The organism is Microcella indica, assembly GCF_013414345.1.
GTDB lineage: Bacteria > Actinomycetota > Actinomycetes > Actinomycetales > Microbacteriaceae > Microcella > Microcella indica.
Genome location: NZ_CP058670.1, coordinates 2,568,971 through 2,585,348, shown reverse-complemented (window position 1 = coordinate 2,585,348; position 16,378 = coordinate 2,568,971). Strand labels below are relative to the sequence as shown.

The following is a 16,378-nucleotide window of genomic DNA, read 5'->3' as shown; positions in this document are numbered from 1 at the left end:
GGATAATGTCCGTTTTGGCGCTGCACGGTTTGACCGCCCGACCCGGCAGACCTATTGTTAACCGGTTGACTTCTGTCTGCGCTCGTCGTCGACCGTGGCAGACAGCTTTCCCTTCCGTCGTCGCAGCCCTCGCGGGCCGAGGAGATCAGATCATGAGCAAGCGCACGTTCCAGCCCAACAACCGTCGTCGCGCCAAGGTGCACGGCTTCCGCCTCCGCATGCGCACGCGCGCCGGTCGCGCGATCCTCGCGGCTCGCCGCCGCAAGGGGCGCACCGAGCTCTCGGCCTAGTCGAGCTCTCGGGGTGCTGGGGCGCGCGCACCGCATTCTGCGCGGTGAGGACTTCCGCCGCATCGTGCGTCGTGGCCGTCGTGCGTCCTCGTCCGTCGCGGTGATCTATTGTGCTCCGAGCGACGAGGGGTCTGGCCCCCGCTTCGGCTTCATCGTGTCCTCGAAGGTCGGCAACGCGGTGCACCGCAATCGCGTGCGCCGTCGTCTGCGTGCGATCTGCGCAGCGGCATCCTTCGTGCCGGTCACCGCGGACATCGTGATCCGGGCACTCCCAGGGGCCGTCGACGCTGGCTGGGATACCCTGCGTTCTGACATCGAGGGCGGTCTTCGAGGGGTGGTGATGACGTGACCAGTGCCGGCGTGCTGCGCGTTCTGCGGGCGATCGCGCTCATCCCCCGCAACGCGGTCGTCGCGGTGCTGCACGTCTATCGGGCTGTGATCTCTCCTCTCTACGGCGACGTCTGCCGGTACTACCCGAGCTGCTCCGCCTACGGCCTACGCTCGGTGCAGGAGCACGGCGTCATCAAGGGCGCCTGGTTGACGACTCGGCGCCTCGCCCGCTGCCACCCCTGGGCAGAGGGGGGCATCGATGATGTCCCCGTTCCCGCGCACTCCCCCTACCGGCGCACCCGGTTCGGGTTCATCACTCTCGAGAGAAAGGCGTAGCCCCCGCATGGACATCATCGGCGGCATCCTCTGGCCCATCAAGTGGGTCATCGAGGCGATCCTCGTCGGCTTCCACTCCCTCCTCACGATGGCGGGCATGGAGTCGGCGGCGGGCATCACCTGGGTCCTGTCGATCTGCGGTCTCGTGGTGGTCGTGCGTGCGGCGCTCATCCCGGTTTTCGTCCGGCAGATCAAGAGCCAGCGCAAGATGCTCGAGATCTCTCCCGAGCTCAAGAAGATCCAGGACAAGTACAAGGGCAAGAAGGATCAGTTCTCGCGCGAGGCGATGTCGCGCGACACGATGGCCCTGTACAAGAAGCACGGCACGAACCCGCTCTCCTCGTGCCTGCCGCTCCTCTTGCAGATGCCGATCTTCTTCGGCCTCTTCTCCGTGCTCAACGACGCCTACGCCGACCGCCCGGGTGTGGGCCTTCTCGACGCGCGGCTCTCGGCCGAGTTCGGCAGCGCCGAGCTCTTCGGCATCGCGCCGCTCGGCAGCTCGATCGCGAGCTCCGAGGGCAACGTCGCGGTCATCATCATCGCCGTCATCCTGGTGATCCTCATGACGGGGTCGCAGTTCATCACGCAGCTGCAGATCATGTCGAAGAACCAGTCGCCGGAGATGAAGGCCTCGCCGATGTACCGGCAGCAGCGCATCATGCTCTACCTGCTGCCGCTCGTGTTCGTCTTCTCAGGCTTCGCCTTCCCCATCGGCGTGATGTTCTACTGGTTCACCTCGAACATCTGGACGATGGTGCAGCAGTTCATCGTCATCCGGAACATGCCGACCCCGGGCAGTGAAGCTGCCCAGGCCCGCGAGGCGCGTCTCGCGCGCAAGCGTCAGCGCAAGGGTCTGCCCGACCCCGATGACGAGGCACCCGGAACCATCGCGGTCGAGGAGCCGAAGAAGGCACAGCGCCAGCAACCCGTGAGCAAGCAACGAGCGAAGAAGAAGAAGAAGTCATGAGCGACGACGCCACCCCCGTGACCCTCGACCCCACTCTCGACGAGGGCGAGGTCGCGGCCGACTACCTCGAGGAGCTTCTCGACATCGCCGACCTCGACGGCGACCTCGACATCGAGGAGCGCGCGGGTCGCGTGTACCTCTCGGTCGCGGCCGAGGAGCCGGATGCTCTGCGCACGCTCTCGAAGCCCGAGACCGTCTCTGCCCTCCAGGAGCTCACGCGCCTCGCGGTGCTCGCCCGCACGGGAGAGTTCTCCCGCCTCATCCTCGACATCGCCGGCTCTCGCGACGCGCGTGCGGAGGAGCTGCAGAGGCTCGTCGACCGTGCCGTCGAGCGCATCGAGGAGGGCGCCTCCTCGGCAGCACTCCCTCCGATGTCGAGCTACGAGCGCAAGCTCGTGCACGATCTCGTGGCGGAGCGCGGCTTCACCTCGGAGTCCGAGGGTGAGGGCGCGGAGCGGCACACGGTTATCCGTCGCGCCTAGCCCGCATGTTTCACGTGAAACATGACGACTGATCTCGAGCCCGAACCCGCGAGCGCGCGGCAGATCCTCGGCGATCGCCTGGAGCTCGCGCGAGAGTTCGCGGCGCACCTCGCCGAGCAGGGCGAGGAGCTCGGTCTCATCGGCCCGCTCGAGGCCGCTCGACTCTGGTCGCGCCACCTCCTGAACTGCGCTCTCGTGGCTCCCCTGCTCACCGCGGAAGGACGGGTCGCCGACGTCGGCAGCGGAGCGGGCCTCCCCGGTCTCGTGCTCGCGATCGCGAGGCCGGACGCCGAGCTCGTGCTCATCGAGCCCATGGAGCGCCGCACGATGTGGTTGCTCGCGGAGACGGCTCGACTGGGCCTGCGCAACGTGACGGTGCTGCGGGCGCGCGCCGAGGACGCAGTGGACGCGGGGCCCTTCGAGCAGGTGACCGCCCGAGCCGTGAGCGCTCTGAGCAAGCTCGTTCCGCTCACCGTTCCCCTCCTCTCCCCCGGCGGCGAGCTCCTCTTCCTCAAGGGAGCACGCATTCACGAGGAGGTCGTGGCGGCGCGATCCGTGCTGCGCCGGCACGGCATTCGAGAGCACGAGGTGCTCGAGCTCGGCGGGGACCTCCTGCCGGAAGCGACCCGGTTGTTTCGGGCTACAGTGGTCGAGGCATCCTGAGGCGCATCGCCCAGGGATCAGGACGGGCGCTGAGGACAGCGCCCGTTTCACGTGAAACATTCGAGCGGGAGGCTCATCGGTGACGACGGACGGCACCTACGACGACACCACGCCGCTGGCACGCGAGATCGCGGACATCACTCGCCGCCGCATGGCGCTCGAGGCTCGCGCGTTTCCGCTGCCCGAATCCACGCGCGTCATCACGGTGTCGAACCAGAAGGGCGGTGTCGGCAAGACGACGACGACCGTCAACCTCGCGGCGGCCCTCGCCCGGTCGGGCGCACGCGTCCTCGTGATCGACCTCGACCCGCAGGGCAACGCGTCGACGGCTCTCGGCGTCGAGCACCGTGCGGATACCGCGAGCGTCTACGACGTCGTCGTGGGCGACTCGGCCCTGCAGGACGTCGTGCAGAAGAGCCCCGAGTTCGAGCACCTGTACTGCGTGCCCGCGACGATCCATCTCGCGGGGGCGGAGATCGAGCTGGTGTCTCTCGTCGCTCGCGAGCAGCGCTTGCGCACGGCGCTCGACGCGTACCTCGCGCAGCTCGACGAGCCCGTGCACTACGTCTTCATCGACTGCCCGCCCTCGCTCGGCCTCTTGACGATCAACGCCTTCGTCGCCGCTCGCGAGGTGCTCATCCCCATTCAGTGCGAGTACTACGCGCTCGAGGGGTTGAGCCAGCTGCTCAACAGCATCGAGCTCATCGAGAAGCACCTCAACCCGGAGCTGCGCGTCTCGACGATTCTGCTCACCATGTACGACTCGCGCACGAACCTCGCGAACCAGGTTGCCGACGACGTGCGTCAGCACTTCCCCGACCAGGTGCTCACGACCCTCATCCCCCGCTCCGTCCGCATCAGCGAGGCACCCAGCTACGGGCAGAGCGTCATCAGCTACGACACCAGCTCTCCCGGTTCTCTCTCCTACTTGGAGGCGGCCGCCGAGATCGCACAGAGAGGCGCGGCATCCTGATGGCGACCAAGAGAACAGGGCTCGGCCGCGGTATCGGCGCACTCATCCCGACGGCCGACGGCGATCGACCCGTCGACGTCTTCTTCCCGCAGCCGGCACCGGCGGAGGGTGATCTCTCGGCGGTTCCCGGAGCCCGCCTCGCCGCGATCGCACCGGCCGACATCGTGCCGAACCCTCAGCAGCCCCGCACCGAGTTCGACCCCGAGGCTCTCGAGGAGCTCGTGCACTCGGTGCGCGAGTTCGGGGTGCTGCAACCCATCGTCGTGCGCGAGCGCGCGGTCGCGAGCGCCGGTGAGCCGCGCTACGAGCTCATCATGGGTGAGCGTCGCCTGCGGGCTTCCACCATTGCCGGTCTCGAGGCGATTCCCGCGATCGTGCGCAACACCGCCGACGACGCCATGCTGCGGGATGCTCTGCTCGAGAATCTGCACCGAGCCCAGTTGAACCCGCTCGAGGAGGCGAGCGCCTACCAGCAGCTGCTCGAGGATTTCGGCATCACGCAGGAGCAGCTGGCTGAGCGGCTCGGCCGCTCGCGCCCGCAGATCACGAACACCCTGCGCCTCCTGCGCCTGCCCGAGGCCGTGCAGTCCCGCGTCGCCGCGGGGGTGCTCTCGGCCGGTCACGCGCGCGCGATCCTGTCGACGGGGTCCGTCGAGGCGATGGCTCGCCTCGCGGACAAGATCGTCAACGAGGAGCTCTCGGTGCGTCAGGCGGAGGCGGCCGCCCAGGCCGTGACCGGCAAGGGTGCCGCGGGTGGCGCGGCGAAGCGCAAGCCCGCGGCAGGTGGTCGGCAGGGTCAGCTCAACGAGATCGCCGAGCGTCTCGGTGATCGCCTCGACACTCGTGTGGCCATCTCCCTCGGCCAGAAGAAGGGCACGGTCGTGATCGACTTCGCGACCGTGGCCGACCTCAATCGCATCCTGGGCGAGCTGGGCGAACCCGGCTTCCGCTGACGCGGCCCGCCTCCGCGCCCACGGGCTCCTCGGCGGTCGAGGGGGATCCTGTCTCTCCGCCGTCGCTCGGCTTCTGAGACACCCCGAGATGGTCGTCAGCGGCGCGCGTCGCGCACGGCGGCCTGCGCGAGCTCGGCGTAGACCCACCCGACATCGTGGCCAGCAGCGTCGAGAGCGAGCGCGAGGGTCGAGGTCTCGGTGAGACCCGGCATGACGCTCGCCTCGAGGAACCACGGCGTGCCCGTGCCGTCGATGATGAGGTCGATGCGGCTGAGGTGGCGCAGGCCGAGGGCCTCGTGCGACGCGAGGGCGACCTCGGTGGCGCGCTCCGCCACGGCGGCGTCGATGCGGGCGGGCGCGTAGAACCGTGTCGCCCCCGCGTTGTAGCGGGCCTCGAAGTCGTAGAAGCCCGAGAGCGGCTCGATCTCCACGGGAGGCAGCGCGACGGGGCCATCCCCCGTGTCGATGACGCCGATGCACACTTCGGTGCCGCTGATGCGCTGCTCGATGAGGGCGACGTCGCAGTAGGTGTAGGCGAGCACCATGGCCCGCCGCAACTCCTCGTCGGTGTCGACGAGGCTCACGCCCTGGGCCGAGCCGCCCTGGGCGGGCTTGACGGCTACGGGGGGCGGCAGTTCGCCGCGCACGACGTCGAGCACGCTCTCCGCACCGAGTTCACGGAAGGCGTCTCGCGTGAGGGTGATCGAGTGCGGCGTCGGCACCCCGACCCGGCCGACGAGCGACTTCGCCGTGGGCTTGTCCCACGCGAGCCGTGTCGCGCTCGCGGAGGAGCCGACGTAGGGCAGGCCGAGGAATTCGAGGAGGCTGCGCAGAGCACCGTCCTCGCCGCTCGCGCCGTGCAGCGTGGGCCAGATGACGTCGGGCGGCTGCGCCATGAGGCTCGGCAGCAGGGAGGCGTCGGGGTCGCGCAACTCGACCTGCAGACCGTGCGCGGCGAGAGCGTCGGCGACCTGCCGGCCGGAGCGCAGGGAGATGTCCCTCTCGTGGGAGATCCCTCCCGCGAGCACGATGACGCGTTCGGCGCGAGGGCTGTCGCCCGTCATCGCGGCCCCCGCTCGGCCGGGTGCAGAGGCTCGGACTGCGGGGCGGGCGCGCTCGCATGCGGTCGGTGCACGGTCTCGATGGGCCCGGTCGGCGAGAACGTCTGCAGCAGCTCGGTCTCGCTGCGCACGACGGTTGCGAGTCTGCGCACGCCCTCCCGCACCTGGGCCGCCTCGGGGTAGCAGAAGGCGAGACGCAGGGCTTCACGGCCGGAGCCGTCGGCGTAGAACGCCGTGCCGGGGGTGTAGGCGACGAGCTCCTTGACGGCGCGGGGCAGCATGCCCTTCGAGTCGAGACCGCCGGGCAGCGTGAGCCACACGTAGAAGCCGCCGTTGGGAACCGTCCAGGTCAGGTCGGGCAGGTAGTGGTCGAGGGCGTCGAGCATCGCGTCGCGCCGCTCACGGTAGAGGTCGCGGAAGACGTCGACCTGGCCGCGCCAGTCGGCACGATCGAGGTAGTCGCTGATGATCATCTGGTTGAGGGAGCTCGGGCTCAGGATGGCCGACTCGGCGGCGAGGACGAGCTTCTCGCGGATGGCGTGCGGCGCGAGTGCCCACCCGACGCGGAACCCCGGCGCGAAGGTCTTCGAGAACGAGCCGAGGTAGACGATGCCCTCGTCGTCGACCGAGCGCATGGCCTGTGGCGCCGGCCGATCGAACCACAACAACCCGTAAGGGTTGTCCTCGATGATGAGTATGTCGTTCTTCCGCGCGATATCGAGAATCTCCAGGCGTCGTTCGGCCGAAAGAGTCACCCCTGCAGGGTTGTGGAAGTTCGGAATGAGGTACAGGAGCTTGATCGACCGCCCGGCCGCGCGCAGGGAGGCGATGCGTTCCGTGAGGGCGTGGGGGATCATCCCGTCGTCGTCCATCGGCACATGGGCGACCTCCGACTGGTACGAGCGGAAGATGCCCATCGCTCCCACGTAGGAGGGCGACTCGGCGATGACGACATCGCCCGGGTTGAGGAAGAGCTTCGCGACGAGGTCGAGAGCCTGCTGCGAGCCCGTCGTGACGACGACGTCGTCGACGCCAGCGCGGATGCCCTCGAGGGCCATGATCTCGAGGATGTGCTCGCGCAGTTCGGGGGTTCCCTGACCCGAGCCGTACTGCAGAGCCGCCGGCCCTCGCTCGGCCATGACACGCTCCATCGAGGCCGCGACCGTGTCCAAGGGCAGCGCGGAGACGGCGGGCATGCCGCCGGCGAGGGAGACGACCTCCGGTCGCGAGGCGACCGCGAACAGTGCGCGCACCTCGGAGGCGCTCAAGCCGGCGGTGCGCTCGGCATAGTGCCCGTACCAGGGGTCGAGGTTCGTGCCCTCACGCGAAATGGTCATGGTCGTGCATCCCGTTCGGTCCGACGTCAGGTGTCGTGCTCCCTCACCAGGATAGGCGCAGACACGCAGAAGGCCCGCTCCCCAGAGGAGGAGCGGGCCAGGAGCGTGCCCGGAGGCGTCGCGCTGTCGGGGAAAGCCCGCCTACGCGAGGAACTCGGCGAGGTCGGCCTCGAGGGCCGGCTTCGGCTTCGCGCCGATGACGGTCTTGACGACCTCGCCCCCGCGGAACACCTTCATGGCAGGGATCGACGTGATCTGGTACTTCATCGCCGTCTCGGGGTTGTCGTCGACATTGAGCTTGACGATGTCGATCTTCTCCGAGTTCTCGGTCGCGATCGCGTCGAGAATCGGCGAGACGGCGCGGCACGGGCCGCACCACTCAGCCCAGAAGTCGACCATGATCGTCTTCTCGCTCTGCAGGACCTCGGACTCGAAAGTGGCGTCGGTGACGTCTCGTGTGGACATGGGATCTCCTTAGCTCGTGCGGGGTTCGGTGTCGTGGTGCGCTGATCAGGCGGGAACGGACTCGACGGGAGCGCGCAGCTCGTCGGTCAGTCCCTCGAGGTAGTGCTGGGCATCCAGAGCCGCGACCGTGCCGCTGCCCGCCGCGGTGACCGCCTGCCGGTAGGTGGGGTCGAGAACGTCGCCCGCCGCGAACACGCCGGCAACGCTCGTCCTCGAGGAGCGACCCTCGACGGCGATCGTGCCGTGCTCGGTGAGCTCGAGAGAGCCGTGCACGAGGTGAGTGCGCGGGTCGGCGCCGATCGCGATGAAGAGTCCGCTCACATCGAGTGTCGACTCCTCCCCCGTCATCGTGTCGACGAGGCCGACACCCGTCACGAGGTCGCCGCCGTAGATGTGCTGCACGCTCCTGTTGAAGAGAAACTCGATCTTGGGGTCCTTCATGGCGCGATCCTGCATCGCCGCGGAGGCCCGCAGCGTCTCGGAGCGGTGGATGACGTACACCTTGTCGGCGAAGCGCGTGAGGAAGGTCGCCTCCTCCATGGCCGAGTCGCCGCCGCCGACGACCGCGACGGTCTTCTGGCGGAAGAAGGCGCCATCGCACGTCGCGCACCACGAGACTCCGTAGCCGCTCAAGCGCTCCTCGTCCTCGAGGCCGAGCTTGCGGTACGCCGAGCCGGTCGCGTAGATGATCGAGAGCGCCTCGTGGCGGTCGCCGTTTCCGAGGGTGACGGCCTTCACGTCGCCGCCGAGCTCGAGCTCGGTGACGTCGTCGTAGACGATCTCGGTGCCGAAGCGCTCGGCCTGCTGCTGCATGCGGGTCATGAGGTCGGGGCCCATGATGCCCTCGGGGAAGCCGGGGAAGTTCTCGACCTCGGTCGTCTTCATGAGCTCGCCGCCGAACTCGACGGAGGACGCGATGAGCAAGGGCTCGAGGTTGGCGCGCGCGGCGTAGATGGCGGCGGTGTAGCCGGCCGGGCCGGACCCGATGATGATGACCTGACGCATGATTCCCCTCGACTGCCGATTCGTCCGCGCTGTGCGACACGCTATCCGTGCCAACACAGTCTAGGTCGGCGGTATTCCGGCCCCCGTGCTGTTCACCGGATGGCCACGTCAGCGGCGGCGGCGCGCTCGCTCGCGCGCGTGGCGGGCGAGGCGTGTGGCCTCCGGCACGCGCAGCGCCCACAGCGCGAGACCGTACACGATGACGACGAGAAGGCCGACGAGTGCGATCGTGACGATCGCTCCGGGGATCGTCTCCCGCGCGAACCCACCCGAGGTGAAGGCGCCGAGCGCTCCGCTGCCGAGCAGCCCGACGACGAGGGCGAGCACGCCGGCGCCGGTCGATTGCAGTACACGCAGCCACACCGTCCTCATGCCGAAGGCGCCGATCCGTCGCGAGAGCGTGCTCGCGCCGAGCACGAGCTGGAAGGCCCCCGCCGCGGACGTGACGAGACCGATTCCGGGCACGATCCACGCGGTGGGCAGCGCGAGGCACGCGAGGGCTCCCGCGACGAAGAACCCGGTGTGGGCAGCCTGCAACCAGAACGCGAGGGGGGTGTCGTCGAGCGCGTACAGGACGCGCTGGATCACGAAATAGGCGCTGAACGGCACGAGCCCGACGGCGAAGGCGGCGATCACGATGGCGATCTGGTCGACGGCGGGGGCGCTGAAGATGCGCGCGATGGGCACCGAGAGGGCGATGAGGCCGGTAGCGGCGAGCGCCATGAAGAGAACGGTGAGGATGCTCGCGGTGCGAGTGTCCTCGCGAATGCCCGCGATGTCGCCGTCGCGGGCGCGGGCGCTCATGCGCGTGAGGTACGCCGTCACCATCGAGACGACGACCACGGAGTGCGGCAGCATGAACAGCAGCCACGCCGTGCGCATGACCATGAGCGAGGCATCGTCGGCCGTCGCCGCCTCGGAGGCGACGCGCGTCTGCACGAGCCCGCCGAGCTGCATCACGACGATCATCGCGAAGACCCAGCCGGCCGCGCGCCCCGTCGCCCCGAGCCCCACTCCCCGCCAACGGAAGTCGGGGCGGAAGGTCAGCCCTGCGCGTCGCCAGAAGAGGAGGAGCACGAGGGCCTGGCAGACGACGCCGAGGGTGGCGGAGCCGCCGAGGACGGCGATCATGTCGGGGCTCCACTGCCCCGCATCGCGCACGTCCGCGTCGAAGAGCACCCCGAAGAGGAGCAGCCCTCCGATCGTGACGACGTTGTTGAGCGCGGGGGCCCACGTGAAGGGGCCGAAGACCTTGCGGGCGTTGAGCACCTCGCCGAACAGTGTGTAGAGCGCGTAGAACAGCACCTGCGGCAGGCACCAGTACGCGAACGCCGTCGCGAGCGCGAGCTCCTGCTCGGTGAACCCTCGCCCGGTCGCGCCGTCGGCAGGGCTCGCGTACAGCGCGACGAGTGCGGGCGCGGCGAGGGTCGCGATGACGGCGGCGAGGAGGAAGACGACGAGACCGACCGTGATGAGTCGGTTCAGGTAGGCACGACCGCCATCGGCGTGGCTGTGAGCGCGCACGATCTGGGGGACGAGGACCGCGCTCAGCACGCCCCCCGCGATGATCGCGTAGATGTTGTTCGGCAACTGGTTCGCGAGTGCGAAGGTGTTCGCCCCCGACCCGAGCGCGCCGATCGTCTGCGTGAGCATGACGGCGCTCACGAACCCGAGCAGTCGTGAGACGACGGTGCCGGAGGCGAGCATCAGACTCGCCCGTCGAAGGCTCGAGCCCTCGGTCGGCGCCCCGGCAGTCGGTTCCTCGGGTGCCGGCTCTCCGGGAGAGGGTGTCTCGCTCACGATGCATCCTCCGGCTCCCGCTCGCTCGCTGCGAGCCGGCGGCGGCGTTTGCGGATGTTGCGGATGATGCCGATCGCGAAGAGCAGGGCCACGACGGCGGCGATCGCGATGGTGCCCGCGGTCTCCCACCCCGCCTGCAGGTTGAGTTCGAAGCTCGTGGACTCTCCGACGGGGCGGCCCTCCGAGTCGCGCAACGACACGGTGATGTCGACGGTGCCGTTCGTGAGCGATTGGACGGGAACGAGCGCTTGAGCGCTCGAGTCGGGTTCGAGCGTCACCTCGACGCGCTGGTCGAGCACCCGCAGTTGCCCCGTGGCGGGGGCGACGCTCACGAAGACGGTCACGGACTCGTCGAGCGAGTTCTGGATCGTGATGGGAACGGAGGTTCGGTCGGTCAGCAGCAGAATCGGGCTGCTGTCGACGACCTGCACCGACGACCGCAGCCGCTCGGAGGACGCGACGAAGGCGGCGAGGGCGTCGACGCGCTCGTGGGCCCACCCGGGCGAGGATGCCGCGAGCAGTTCGAGGCGCCGCTCCGCGATGAGCGCCGCGGGGTCAGCCGTGATGCTCGCGAAGTCGCGATCGGCTTCCTCGGCCGCGAGCGCGCCCGACATCGCCTCGGTGAGCGCCTCGCCTGCCGACCCCTCGGTGACGGACGCCGTACCGCTGGGGGTTCCCAGCAGGAGAGCGGAGAGGGCCGTGGGCGTGCGCCACGGGAGCTCGTCGAGCGCGTCAAGGAGGTCGGTCAGGCGCAGGGCGCTCCTCGCGTCGCGGTCGACGGATCCGATGACATCCCGACCCTCGGCGGCGGATGCCGCGAGCAAGGCGCTCGCGCGAGCGACGGCGCTCGTCCAGGCCTGGGAGGATCGCGCTGACGCTGCTTCGGCGAGCGCGGTGGAGAGCGCGCTGTCGATGGCGAGCACGCGAGCGCCCCCGACGGTCAGCAGCGGTCCCTCGCTCGAGAGTCGAGAGCTCGGAGCGAGGATCGTCTGCGCTCCCGACTCGACGAGTGCGGCGAGGGCCTCGTCAGAGGTCGTCGCCGTCGAGGGCCAGGCGACCGCGGTCGTGGCGTGCGTCCAGGCAGCCAGCTCCTCGAGCGACGACGACGCGTCCCCCGCAGGAGCCCGGTCGGGAGCCTCGAGGGGCAGGTCGCCGGCGAGCACGGGAAGCGCGGGGTCGGCATCGGCCCAGTCGAGCGAGAAGGAGTCCCCCTCGGAGGCCTCCAGCCTCTCGAGCAGATCCCGGGCGCTCTCCGGGGCATCCTCGCCGAGGATGCGCGTCGAGGCGACGATGCGCGGGTCCAGTGCGAGCGTGACCTCGTGCTCGGCGGCCGCCTCGAGGGTCCTTGTGAGGGATCCCCCCTCCGCCGTGAGCGCCGCGAGCTGCTCGGCGTCGAGCAGGGCCGCATCGAGGCCGGGGGTCGTGAGCGGGAGGACGATGGCCGACCGGCCCACCGGCAGAGGGTCGGCGGAGGAGAGCCAGACGACGGAGGTCGGGTCGGATCCGAGCACGTCGCCGTCGGCCCGCAGTTCGACGAGAGCCCGGCGTGGCCCGGAGCGCGCGTCGACGCCGAGCTCGCCGGCCCCGACTCGCAGATCGAGCACGGCCACAGCGCCGGGCTCGAGAGCTCTCACCGTGTCACGGGTGACCGCGCGATCGAGCGCGCGCGGAGCATCCTCGGCGAACCAGGCGGCGAGCTCCTGCCCGGTCGTCACTCCGGAATCCAGGGAGAGCACGACCTCGCCGGCGGGGAGGGTCTCCTCGGTGTCGTTGCGCACCGTGACGCGCACGGTCAGCATGGTGCCCTGGCGCACGAGCCCCGCTTCCGCCGGCGCTGCGACGAGAGTGACCCCGCCCGTCTCGGCATCGGCCTCCGCCGCGATCGCGAGGGATACCGGCGCGAGGGGAGCGATTCCGAGGGCGACGCCCACCGCCAGCAGGAGCGAGATCGCGCGCGAGGCGATGCGGGGAGATGTCGCGCGGGAGCCCCTGTGCCCCCGCTCGACCGACATGCGATGAAGTCTAGACTCTGGTGACTATGGAGAGCGTGGCTGCGGCCGTCACCCGACTGCAGACCCTGGCCTCGGATCCCGCCATTCTGGCTCTCGCCGAGCGCTTCCAGTCGGCCGGCCATGAGTTGGCGCTCGTGGGAGGCCCGGTGCGCGACGCCTTTCTCGGGCGCCCGGTCAATGATCTCGACTTCGCCACCTCGGCGCGCCCCGACGACATCGTCAGGATCGTGGCGCCCGTCGCCGACGCCCACTGGGACATCGGGCGCGCCTTCGGCACGATCGGAGCGCGCTTGGGCGGCACGACGGTGGAGATCACGACCTATCGCAGCGATGCCTACGGAGCGGACTCGCGCAAACCCGAGGTGGCGTTCGGCGACACCCTCGAGGGGGATCTCGGTCGACGAGATTTCACGATCAATGCCATGGCGCTGCGCGTGCCGCAGCTCACCCTCGTCGACCCGACCGGGGGGCTCGAGCACCTCCTCGCGCACCGTCTGACCACACCGGGCACGGCCGAATCGTCCTTCGGCGACGACCCGCTGCGCATGCTGCGCGCGGCGCGATTCGCCGCGCAGCTGGGTGTCGAGGTCGACGACGAGGTGGTCGTCGCCATGCACAGCATGAGGGAGAGGCTGCAGATCATCTCGGCAGAGCGCGTGCGGGACGAGCTCACCAAGCTGCTCCTGACACCGACCCCGCGTCGAGGGCTCGAGCTGCTCGTCGCCACGGGCATCGCAGACGTCGTCCTGCCCGAGCTGCCCGCCCTACGGCTGGAGGTCGACGAGCACGCGCACCACAAGGACGTCTACGAGCACTCGCTCACGGTTCTCGACCAGGCGATCGAGCTCGAGGGCGAACGGGCAGGCACGAGCAGCGAGTCCCTCACGCCACCCGACCTCGTGCTGCGACTGGCCGCCCTGCTGCACGACATCGGCAAGCCTGCGACGAAGCGCGTCGAGTCCGGCGGCGTCGTGACCTTCCACCACCACGACGTCGTCGGGGCGAAGCTCGCGCGCAAGCGCTTGACGGCACTGCGCTTCGACAACGACACCATCAAGCGCGTGAGCCGTCTCATCGAGCTGCACTTGCGCTTCTTCGGATACAGCGATGCGCCGTGGACCGATTCGGGCGTGCGCCGCTACGTGAGAGACGCCGAGGACGAGCTCGAGCGACTGCACATCCTCACCCGCGCCGATGTCACGACGCACAACCGCCGCAAGGCGGCACGATTGCGCGGCGCGTACGACGAGCTCGAAGAGCGCATCGCCCGGCTCGCGGAGCAGGAGGAGCTCGCCGCGATCAGGCCCGATCTCGACGGTGAGCGCATCATGGCGATTCTGCAGGTGCCACCGGGGCCGCTCGTGGGCGAGGCGTACCGGTTCCTTCTCGAGGTGCGCCTCGACGAGGGGCCGCTCGGCGACGAGGAGGCCGAGCGGAGGCTGCGCCGGTGGTTTGAGTCGCGCGAGGCATCCGACTAGACTGCGAAGGTTGTCCGGGCTCTACCCGGGCGACACGATGCCATACCCTCCTGCTGCAGACCGTCTGCAGCCGTTCGAGTCCGAAGGAGGTGGGTGAGTCATGCATCAGTACGAATTGATGGTCATTCTCGACCCCGAGATCGATGAGCGCACTGTCGCTCCGAGCCTCGACAAGTTTCTGGGAGTCGTGCGCAACGACGGCGGAACGATCGAGAACGTCGACATCTGGGGCCGCCGTCGGCTGGCCTACGAGATCAACAAGAAGAACGAGGGCATCTACGCCGTCGTGAACTTCACGGCGACCTCGGCCACGACGCAGGAGCTGGATCGTCAGCTCAAGCTCAGCGAGGCCGTCATGCGCACGAAGGTCCTCCGCTCCGAGGAGGCCGCCGCGCGCGCCGAGTCGATCAACGCGGAGAACGCTGCTCGCGCCGAGGCCAAGGCGGCACGCGCCGCAGCCGCCGGGAAGGCGCCCGCAGCCAAGGCAGCGGAGTAGTCATGGCGAACGAGACGATCATCACCGTCGTGGGCAACCTCACGGCCGACCCCGAACTGCGCTACACGCAGAGCGGGCTCGCGGTGGCGAACTTCACGATCGCGTCGACTCCCCGCACCTACGACCGCGCGTCGAATGAGTGGAAGGACGGCGAAGCCCTCTTCCTGCGCGCGAGCGTCTGGCGCGAGTTCGCCGAGCACGTGGCGAGCACCCTGACGAAGGGCAGCCGCGTCATCGCGCAGGGCCGCCTCAAGCAGCGCTCGTACGAGACGAAGGAGGGCGAGAAGCGCACCTCCATCGAGCTCGACATCGACGAGATCGGCCCGAGCCTCCGCTACGCGACGGCCCAGGTCACGCGCACGAGCGGTGGTAGCGGTGGCGGCGCGCGCAGCGGCGCTCCTGCTGACGAGCCGTGGGGCGCATCCTCGAATGCTCCCGCGAACTCGGGGCAGCAGTCGGCGGCCGGAGGCGACGTGTGGAACACGCCCGGCTCGTTCTCCGACGACACCCCCTTCTAGGCCGCGCGTCACGAGCGGCCCTTCACAACCTCACGACTAGTACCGAAGGACACCAACACCATGGCAGGAAAGAGCAGCGGCGACCGCCGCAAGCCACGCGGGGGCAAGGGCGCGAAGAACGCCGCGCCCGCGAAGGCGATCCGGGTCGGCATCATCGACTACAAGGACGTCGCCACCCTCCGCAAGTTCATCTCGGAGCGCGGGAAGATCCGCGCCCGCCGTATCACCGGAGTCTCCGTGCAGGAGCAGCGCCTCATCGCCCGCGCCGTCAAGAACGCGCGCGAGATGGCTCTGCTGCCGTACGCGGGCGCGGGACGCTAGGGAGCACACGATGTCAAAGCTCATCCTCACGCAGGACGTCACGGGCCTCGGTGCCCCCGGTGACGTCATCGAGGTCAAGAACGGGTACGCCCGCAACTACCTCATCCCCCAGGGTCTGGCTGTCGCGTGGTCGCGCGGCGGAGAGAAGCAGATCGAGACGATCAAGGCTGCGCGCGCCGCGCGCGAGCACGCCACGATCGAGGAGGCCCAGGACCTCAAGGCCCGGCTCGAGGCCAACCCCGTGACGCTCGCCGTCAAGGCGGGCTCCGAGGGTCGCCTGTTCGGCTCGGTCAAGACCGGTGATGTCGCGGATGCCGTGGCCGCTGCCGGCCACGGCCAGGTCGACAAGCGCATGATCGAGATCGTCTCTCCCGTGAAGTCGACGGGCGACCACGAGGCGATCCTCAAGCTGCGCGACGGCATCGTCGCGACCATCACGCTGCGCGTCGTCGCCGCGTCCTAGCCGACGCAGCACGGCCTCGAAGGGGTATCCGCCTGACGGCGGGTACCCCTTCCGCATGCCTGCTGTCAAGTGCGCAACGGCGTGTTTGTGCACAGTGGACACGGCGGCCACGGGAAGGTTCAGGTGGGGGTTGAGACCTCTTTCTACACACAGAGATGTGAGAGGAAAAACCCTGATCATCGTCAGGTTACGCCGCGAAATCCACGAATACTCCACAGGCTAGTCCACAGACTGCTCACATCATCCCCGGCGTTTCGCGGAATTCCTCCACAGAGTTATCCACAAGGCGATTTGAGCGGCTCCCGCGGTGCTCCCTACAGTGAACCGTCTCTCCCCCTCAAGCACTTCTTCCGCGTTCGGAATGTCGGTGGTGGGGTGGAGAACAGACCCGGGCACACTGGTGCCCACCACATCTAGCGGGCCCCTCG

At 69.1% G+C, this 16,378-nt stretch carries 19 protein-coding genes; 13 read left to right on the top strand and 6 right to left on the bottom strand.

Annotation, left to right across the window (positions count from 1 at the left end):
* The first annotated feature begins 152 nt into the window (after window positions 1-152).
* The 8 genes from rpmH to HUJ41_RS12590 all read left to right on the top strand — a co-directional run bounded on the left by rpmH (window position 153) and on the right by HUJ41_RS12590 (window position 4,994).
* Window positions 153-290 (top strand): 50S ribosomal protein L34, encoded by a 138-nt coding sequence (gene rpmH, locus HUJ41_RS12625; protein ID WP_022881903.1) that lies wholly within the window; start codon window positions 153-155, stop codon window positions 288-290.
* 13 nt (window positions 291-303) lie between these two features.
* The gene (gene rnpA, locus HUJ41_RS12620; protein WP_179872828.1) at window positions 304-639 is read left to right on the top strand and encodes a ribonuclease P protein component; all 336 of its coding nucleotides are present in this window, start codon (window positions 304-306) and stop codon (window positions 637-639) included.
* A gap of 11 nt (window positions 640-650) precedes the next feature.
* On the top strand, window positions 651-956 hold the full coding sequence (gene yidD, locus HUJ41_RS12615) for a membrane protein insertion efficiency factor YidD (protein WP_179874027.1): 306 nt from the start codon (window positions 651-653) through the stop codon (window positions 954-956).
* Between the two features lie 7 nt (window positions 957-963).
* Window positions 964-1,923: a membrane protein insertase YidC gene (yidC, locus tag HUJ41_RS12610; RefSeq protein WP_179872827.1), complete on the top strand. Its 960-nt coding sequence runs from the start codon at window positions 964-966 to the stop codon at window positions 1,921-1,923.
* Window positions 1,920-2,405, top strand: a complete 486-nt coding sequence (locus tag HUJ41_RS12605; protein WP_179872826.1) for a Jag family protein — start codon at window positions 1,920-1,922, stop codon at window positions 2,403-2,405. The genes yidC and HUJ41_RS12605 overlap by 4 nt, the downstream gene beginning before the upstream one ends.
* Before the next feature lie 21 nt (window positions 2,406-2,426).
* Window positions 2,427-3,068, top strand: a complete 642-nt coding sequence (gene rsmG, locus HUJ41_RS12600) for a 16S rRNA (guanine(527)-N(7))-methyltransferase RsmG (RefSeq protein WP_179872825.1) — start codon at window positions 2,427-2,429, stop codon at window positions 3,066-3,068.
* Between the two features lie 151 nt (window positions 3,069-3,219).
* Window positions 3,220-4,041 (top strand): ParA family protein, encoded by an 822-nt coding sequence (locus HUJ41_RS12595; RefSeq protein WP_179874026.1) that lies wholly within the window; start codon window positions 3,220-3,222, stop codon window positions 4,039-4,041.
* A complete protein-coding gene (locus HUJ41_RS12590) occupies window positions 4,041-4,994 on the top strand; it encodes a ParB/RepB/Spo0J family partition protein (protein ID WP_179872824.1) in 954 nt (317 codons plus the stop codon). Before HUJ41_RS12595 ends, HUJ41_RS12590 begins: the two co-directional genes overlap by 1 nt.
* Window positions 4,995-5,089: 95 nt before the next feature.
* On the opposite strand, the gene HUJ41_RS12585 is transcribed toward HUJ41_RS12590, so the two are convergent.
* The 6 genes from HUJ41_RS12585 to HUJ41_RS12560 all read right to left on the bottom strand — a co-directional run bounded on the left by HUJ41_RS12585 (window position 5,090) and on the right by HUJ41_RS12560 (window position 12,674).
* A complete protein-coding gene (locus HUJ41_RS12585; protein WP_179872823.1) occupies window positions 5,090-6,058 on the bottom strand; it encodes a D-alanine--D-alanine ligase family protein in 969 nt (322 codons plus the stop codon).
* Window positions 6,055-7,392 carry an aminotransferase-like domain-containing protein gene (locus HUJ41_RS12580; protein ID WP_179872822.1) on the bottom strand — a complete coding sequence of 446 codons (1,338 nt, stop codon included), beginning with the start codon at window positions 7,390-7,392 and terminating at the stop codon, window positions 6,055-6,057. Before HUJ41_RS12580 ends, HUJ41_RS12585 begins: the two co-directional genes overlap by 4 nt.
* A gap of 141 nt (window positions 7,393-7,533) precedes the next feature.
* Window positions 7,534-7,857, bottom strand: a complete 324-nt coding sequence (trxA, locus tag HUJ41_RS12575; protein WP_152583308.1) for a thioredoxin — start codon at window positions 7,855-7,857, stop codon at window positions 7,534-7,536.
* Window positions 7,858-7,902: 45 nt separating this feature from the next.
* The gene (trxB, locus tag HUJ41_RS12570) at window positions 7,903-8,862 is read right to left on the bottom strand and encodes a thioredoxin-disulfide reductase (RefSeq protein WP_179872821.1); all 960 of its coding nucleotides are present in this window, start codon (window positions 8,860-8,862) and stop codon (window positions 7,903-7,905) included.
* Window positions 8,863-8,970: 108 nt separating this feature from the next.
* On the bottom strand, window positions 8,971-10,662 hold the full coding sequence (murJ, locus tag HUJ41_RS12565) for a murein biosynthesis integral membrane protein MurJ (protein WP_246299254.1): 1,692 nt from the start codon (window positions 10,660-10,662) through the stop codon (window positions 8,971-8,973).
* Window positions 10,659-12,674 (bottom strand): DUF6049 family protein, encoded by a 2,016-nt coding sequence (locus HUJ41_RS12560; RefSeq protein WP_179872820.1) that lies wholly within the window; start codon window positions 12,672-12,674, stop codon window positions 10,659-10,661. The genes murJ and HUJ41_RS12560 overlap by 4 nt, the downstream gene beginning before the upstream one ends.
* A gap of 26 nt (window positions 12,675-12,700) precedes the next feature.
* Here HUJ41_RS12560 and HUJ41_RS12555 point away from each other — a divergent pair, with 26 nt between their 5' ends.
* From HUJ41_RS12555 to rplI, 5 genes are all read left to right on the top strand, one after another.
* Window positions 12,701-14,152: a CCA tRNA nucleotidyltransferase gene (locus HUJ41_RS12555; RefSeq protein WP_179872819.1), complete on the top strand. Its 1,452-nt coding sequence runs from the start codon at window positions 12,701-12,703 to the stop codon at window positions 14,150-14,152.
* A 100-nt stretch (window positions 14,153-14,252) separates the two neighbouring features.
* Window positions 14,253-14,648: a 30S ribosomal protein S6 gene (rpsF, locus tag HUJ41_RS12550; RefSeq protein ID WP_179872818.1), complete on the top strand. Its 396-nt coding sequence runs from the start codon at window positions 14,253-14,255 to the stop codon at window positions 14,646-14,648.
* A gap of 2 nt (window positions 14,649-14,650) precedes the next feature.
* Entirely contained in the window at window positions 14,651-15,166 is a 516-nt protein-coding gene (locus tag HUJ41_RS12545) for a single-stranded DNA-binding protein (protein ID WP_179872817.1), read from the top strand.
* Window positions 15,167-15,226: 60 nt separating this feature from the next.
* Window positions 15,227-15,487, top strand: coding sequence for a 30S ribosomal protein S18 (gene rpsR, locus HUJ41_RS12540; RefSeq protein ID WP_100823727.1), 261 nt, complete (start codon window positions 15,227-15,229; stop codon window positions 15,485-15,487).
* A 10-nt stretch (window positions 15,488-15,497) separates the two neighbouring features.
* On the top strand, window positions 15,498-15,950 hold the full coding sequence (rplI, locus tag HUJ41_RS12535) for a 50S ribosomal protein L9 (RefSeq protein ID WP_152583301.1): 453 nt from the start codon (window positions 15,498-15,500) through the stop codon (window positions 15,948-15,950).
* Window positions 15,951-16,378 lie beyond the last annotated feature (428 nt).

Bases quoted from the DNA above. Each gene is read 5' to 3' on its own strand.
- yidC (WP_179872827.1), top strand. From the start codon at position 964: ATGGACATCATCGGCGGCATCCTCTGGCCCATCAAGTGGGTCATCGAG.
- rplI (WP_152583301.1), top strand. From the start codon at position 15,498: ATGTCAAAGCTCATCCTCACGCAGGACGTCACGGGCCTCGGTGCCCCC.
- rpmH (WP_022881903.1), top strand. From the start codon at position 153: ATGAGCAAGCGCACGTTCCAGCCCAACAACCGTCGTCGCGCCAAGGTG.
- HUJ41_RS12555 (WP_179872819.1), top strand. From the start codon at position 12,701: ATGGAGAGCGTGGCTGCGGCCGTCACCCGACTGCAGACCCTGGCCTCG.
- trxA (WP_152583308.1), bottom strand. From the start codon at position 7,857: ATGTCCACACGAGACGTCACCGACGCCACTTTCGAGTCCGAGGTCCTG.
- HUJ41_RS12590 (WP_179872824.1), top strand. From the start codon at position 4,041: ATGGCGACCAAGAGAACAGGGCTCGGCCGCGGTATCGGCGCACTCATC.
- rpsR (WP_100823727.1), top strand. From the start codon at position 15,227: ATGGCAGGAAAGAGCAGCGGCGACCGCCGCAAGCCACGCGGGGGCAAG.
- rsmG (WP_179872825.1), top strand. From the start codon at position 2,427: ATGACGACTGATCTCGAGCCCGAACCCGCGAGCGCGCGGCAGATCCTC.
- HUJ41_RS12585 (WP_179872823.1), bottom strand. From the start codon at position 6,058: ATGACGGGCGACAGCCCTCGCGCCGAACGCGTCATCGTGCTCGCGGGA.
- HUJ41_RS12595 (WP_179874026.1), top strand. From the start codon at position 3,220: ATGGCGCTCGAGGCTCGCGCGTTTCCGCTGCCCGAATCCACGCGCGTC.
- trxB (WP_179872821.1), bottom strand. From the start codon at position 8,862: ATGCGTCAGGTCATCATCATCGGGTCCGGCCCGGCCGGCTACACCGCC.
- HUJ41_RS12545 (WP_179872817.1), top strand. From the start codon at position 14,651: ATGGCGAACGAGACGATCATCACCGTCGTGGGCAACCTCACGGCCGAC.
- HUJ41_RS12580 (WP_179872822.1), bottom strand. From the start codon at position 7,392: ATGACCATTTCGCGTGAGGGCACGAACCTCGACCCCTGGTACGGGCAC.
- HUJ41_RS12560 (WP_179872820.1), bottom strand. From the start codon at position 12,674: ATGTCGGTCGAGCGGGGGCACAGGGGCTCCCGCGCGACATCTCCCCGC.
- rpsF (WP_179872818.1), top strand. From the start codon at position 14,253: ATGCATCAGTACGAATTGATGGTCATTCTCGACCCCGAGATCGATGAG.
- HUJ41_RS12605 (WP_179872826.1), top strand. From the start codon at position 1,920: ATGAGCGACGACGCCACCCCCGTGACCCTCGACCCCACTCTCGACGAG.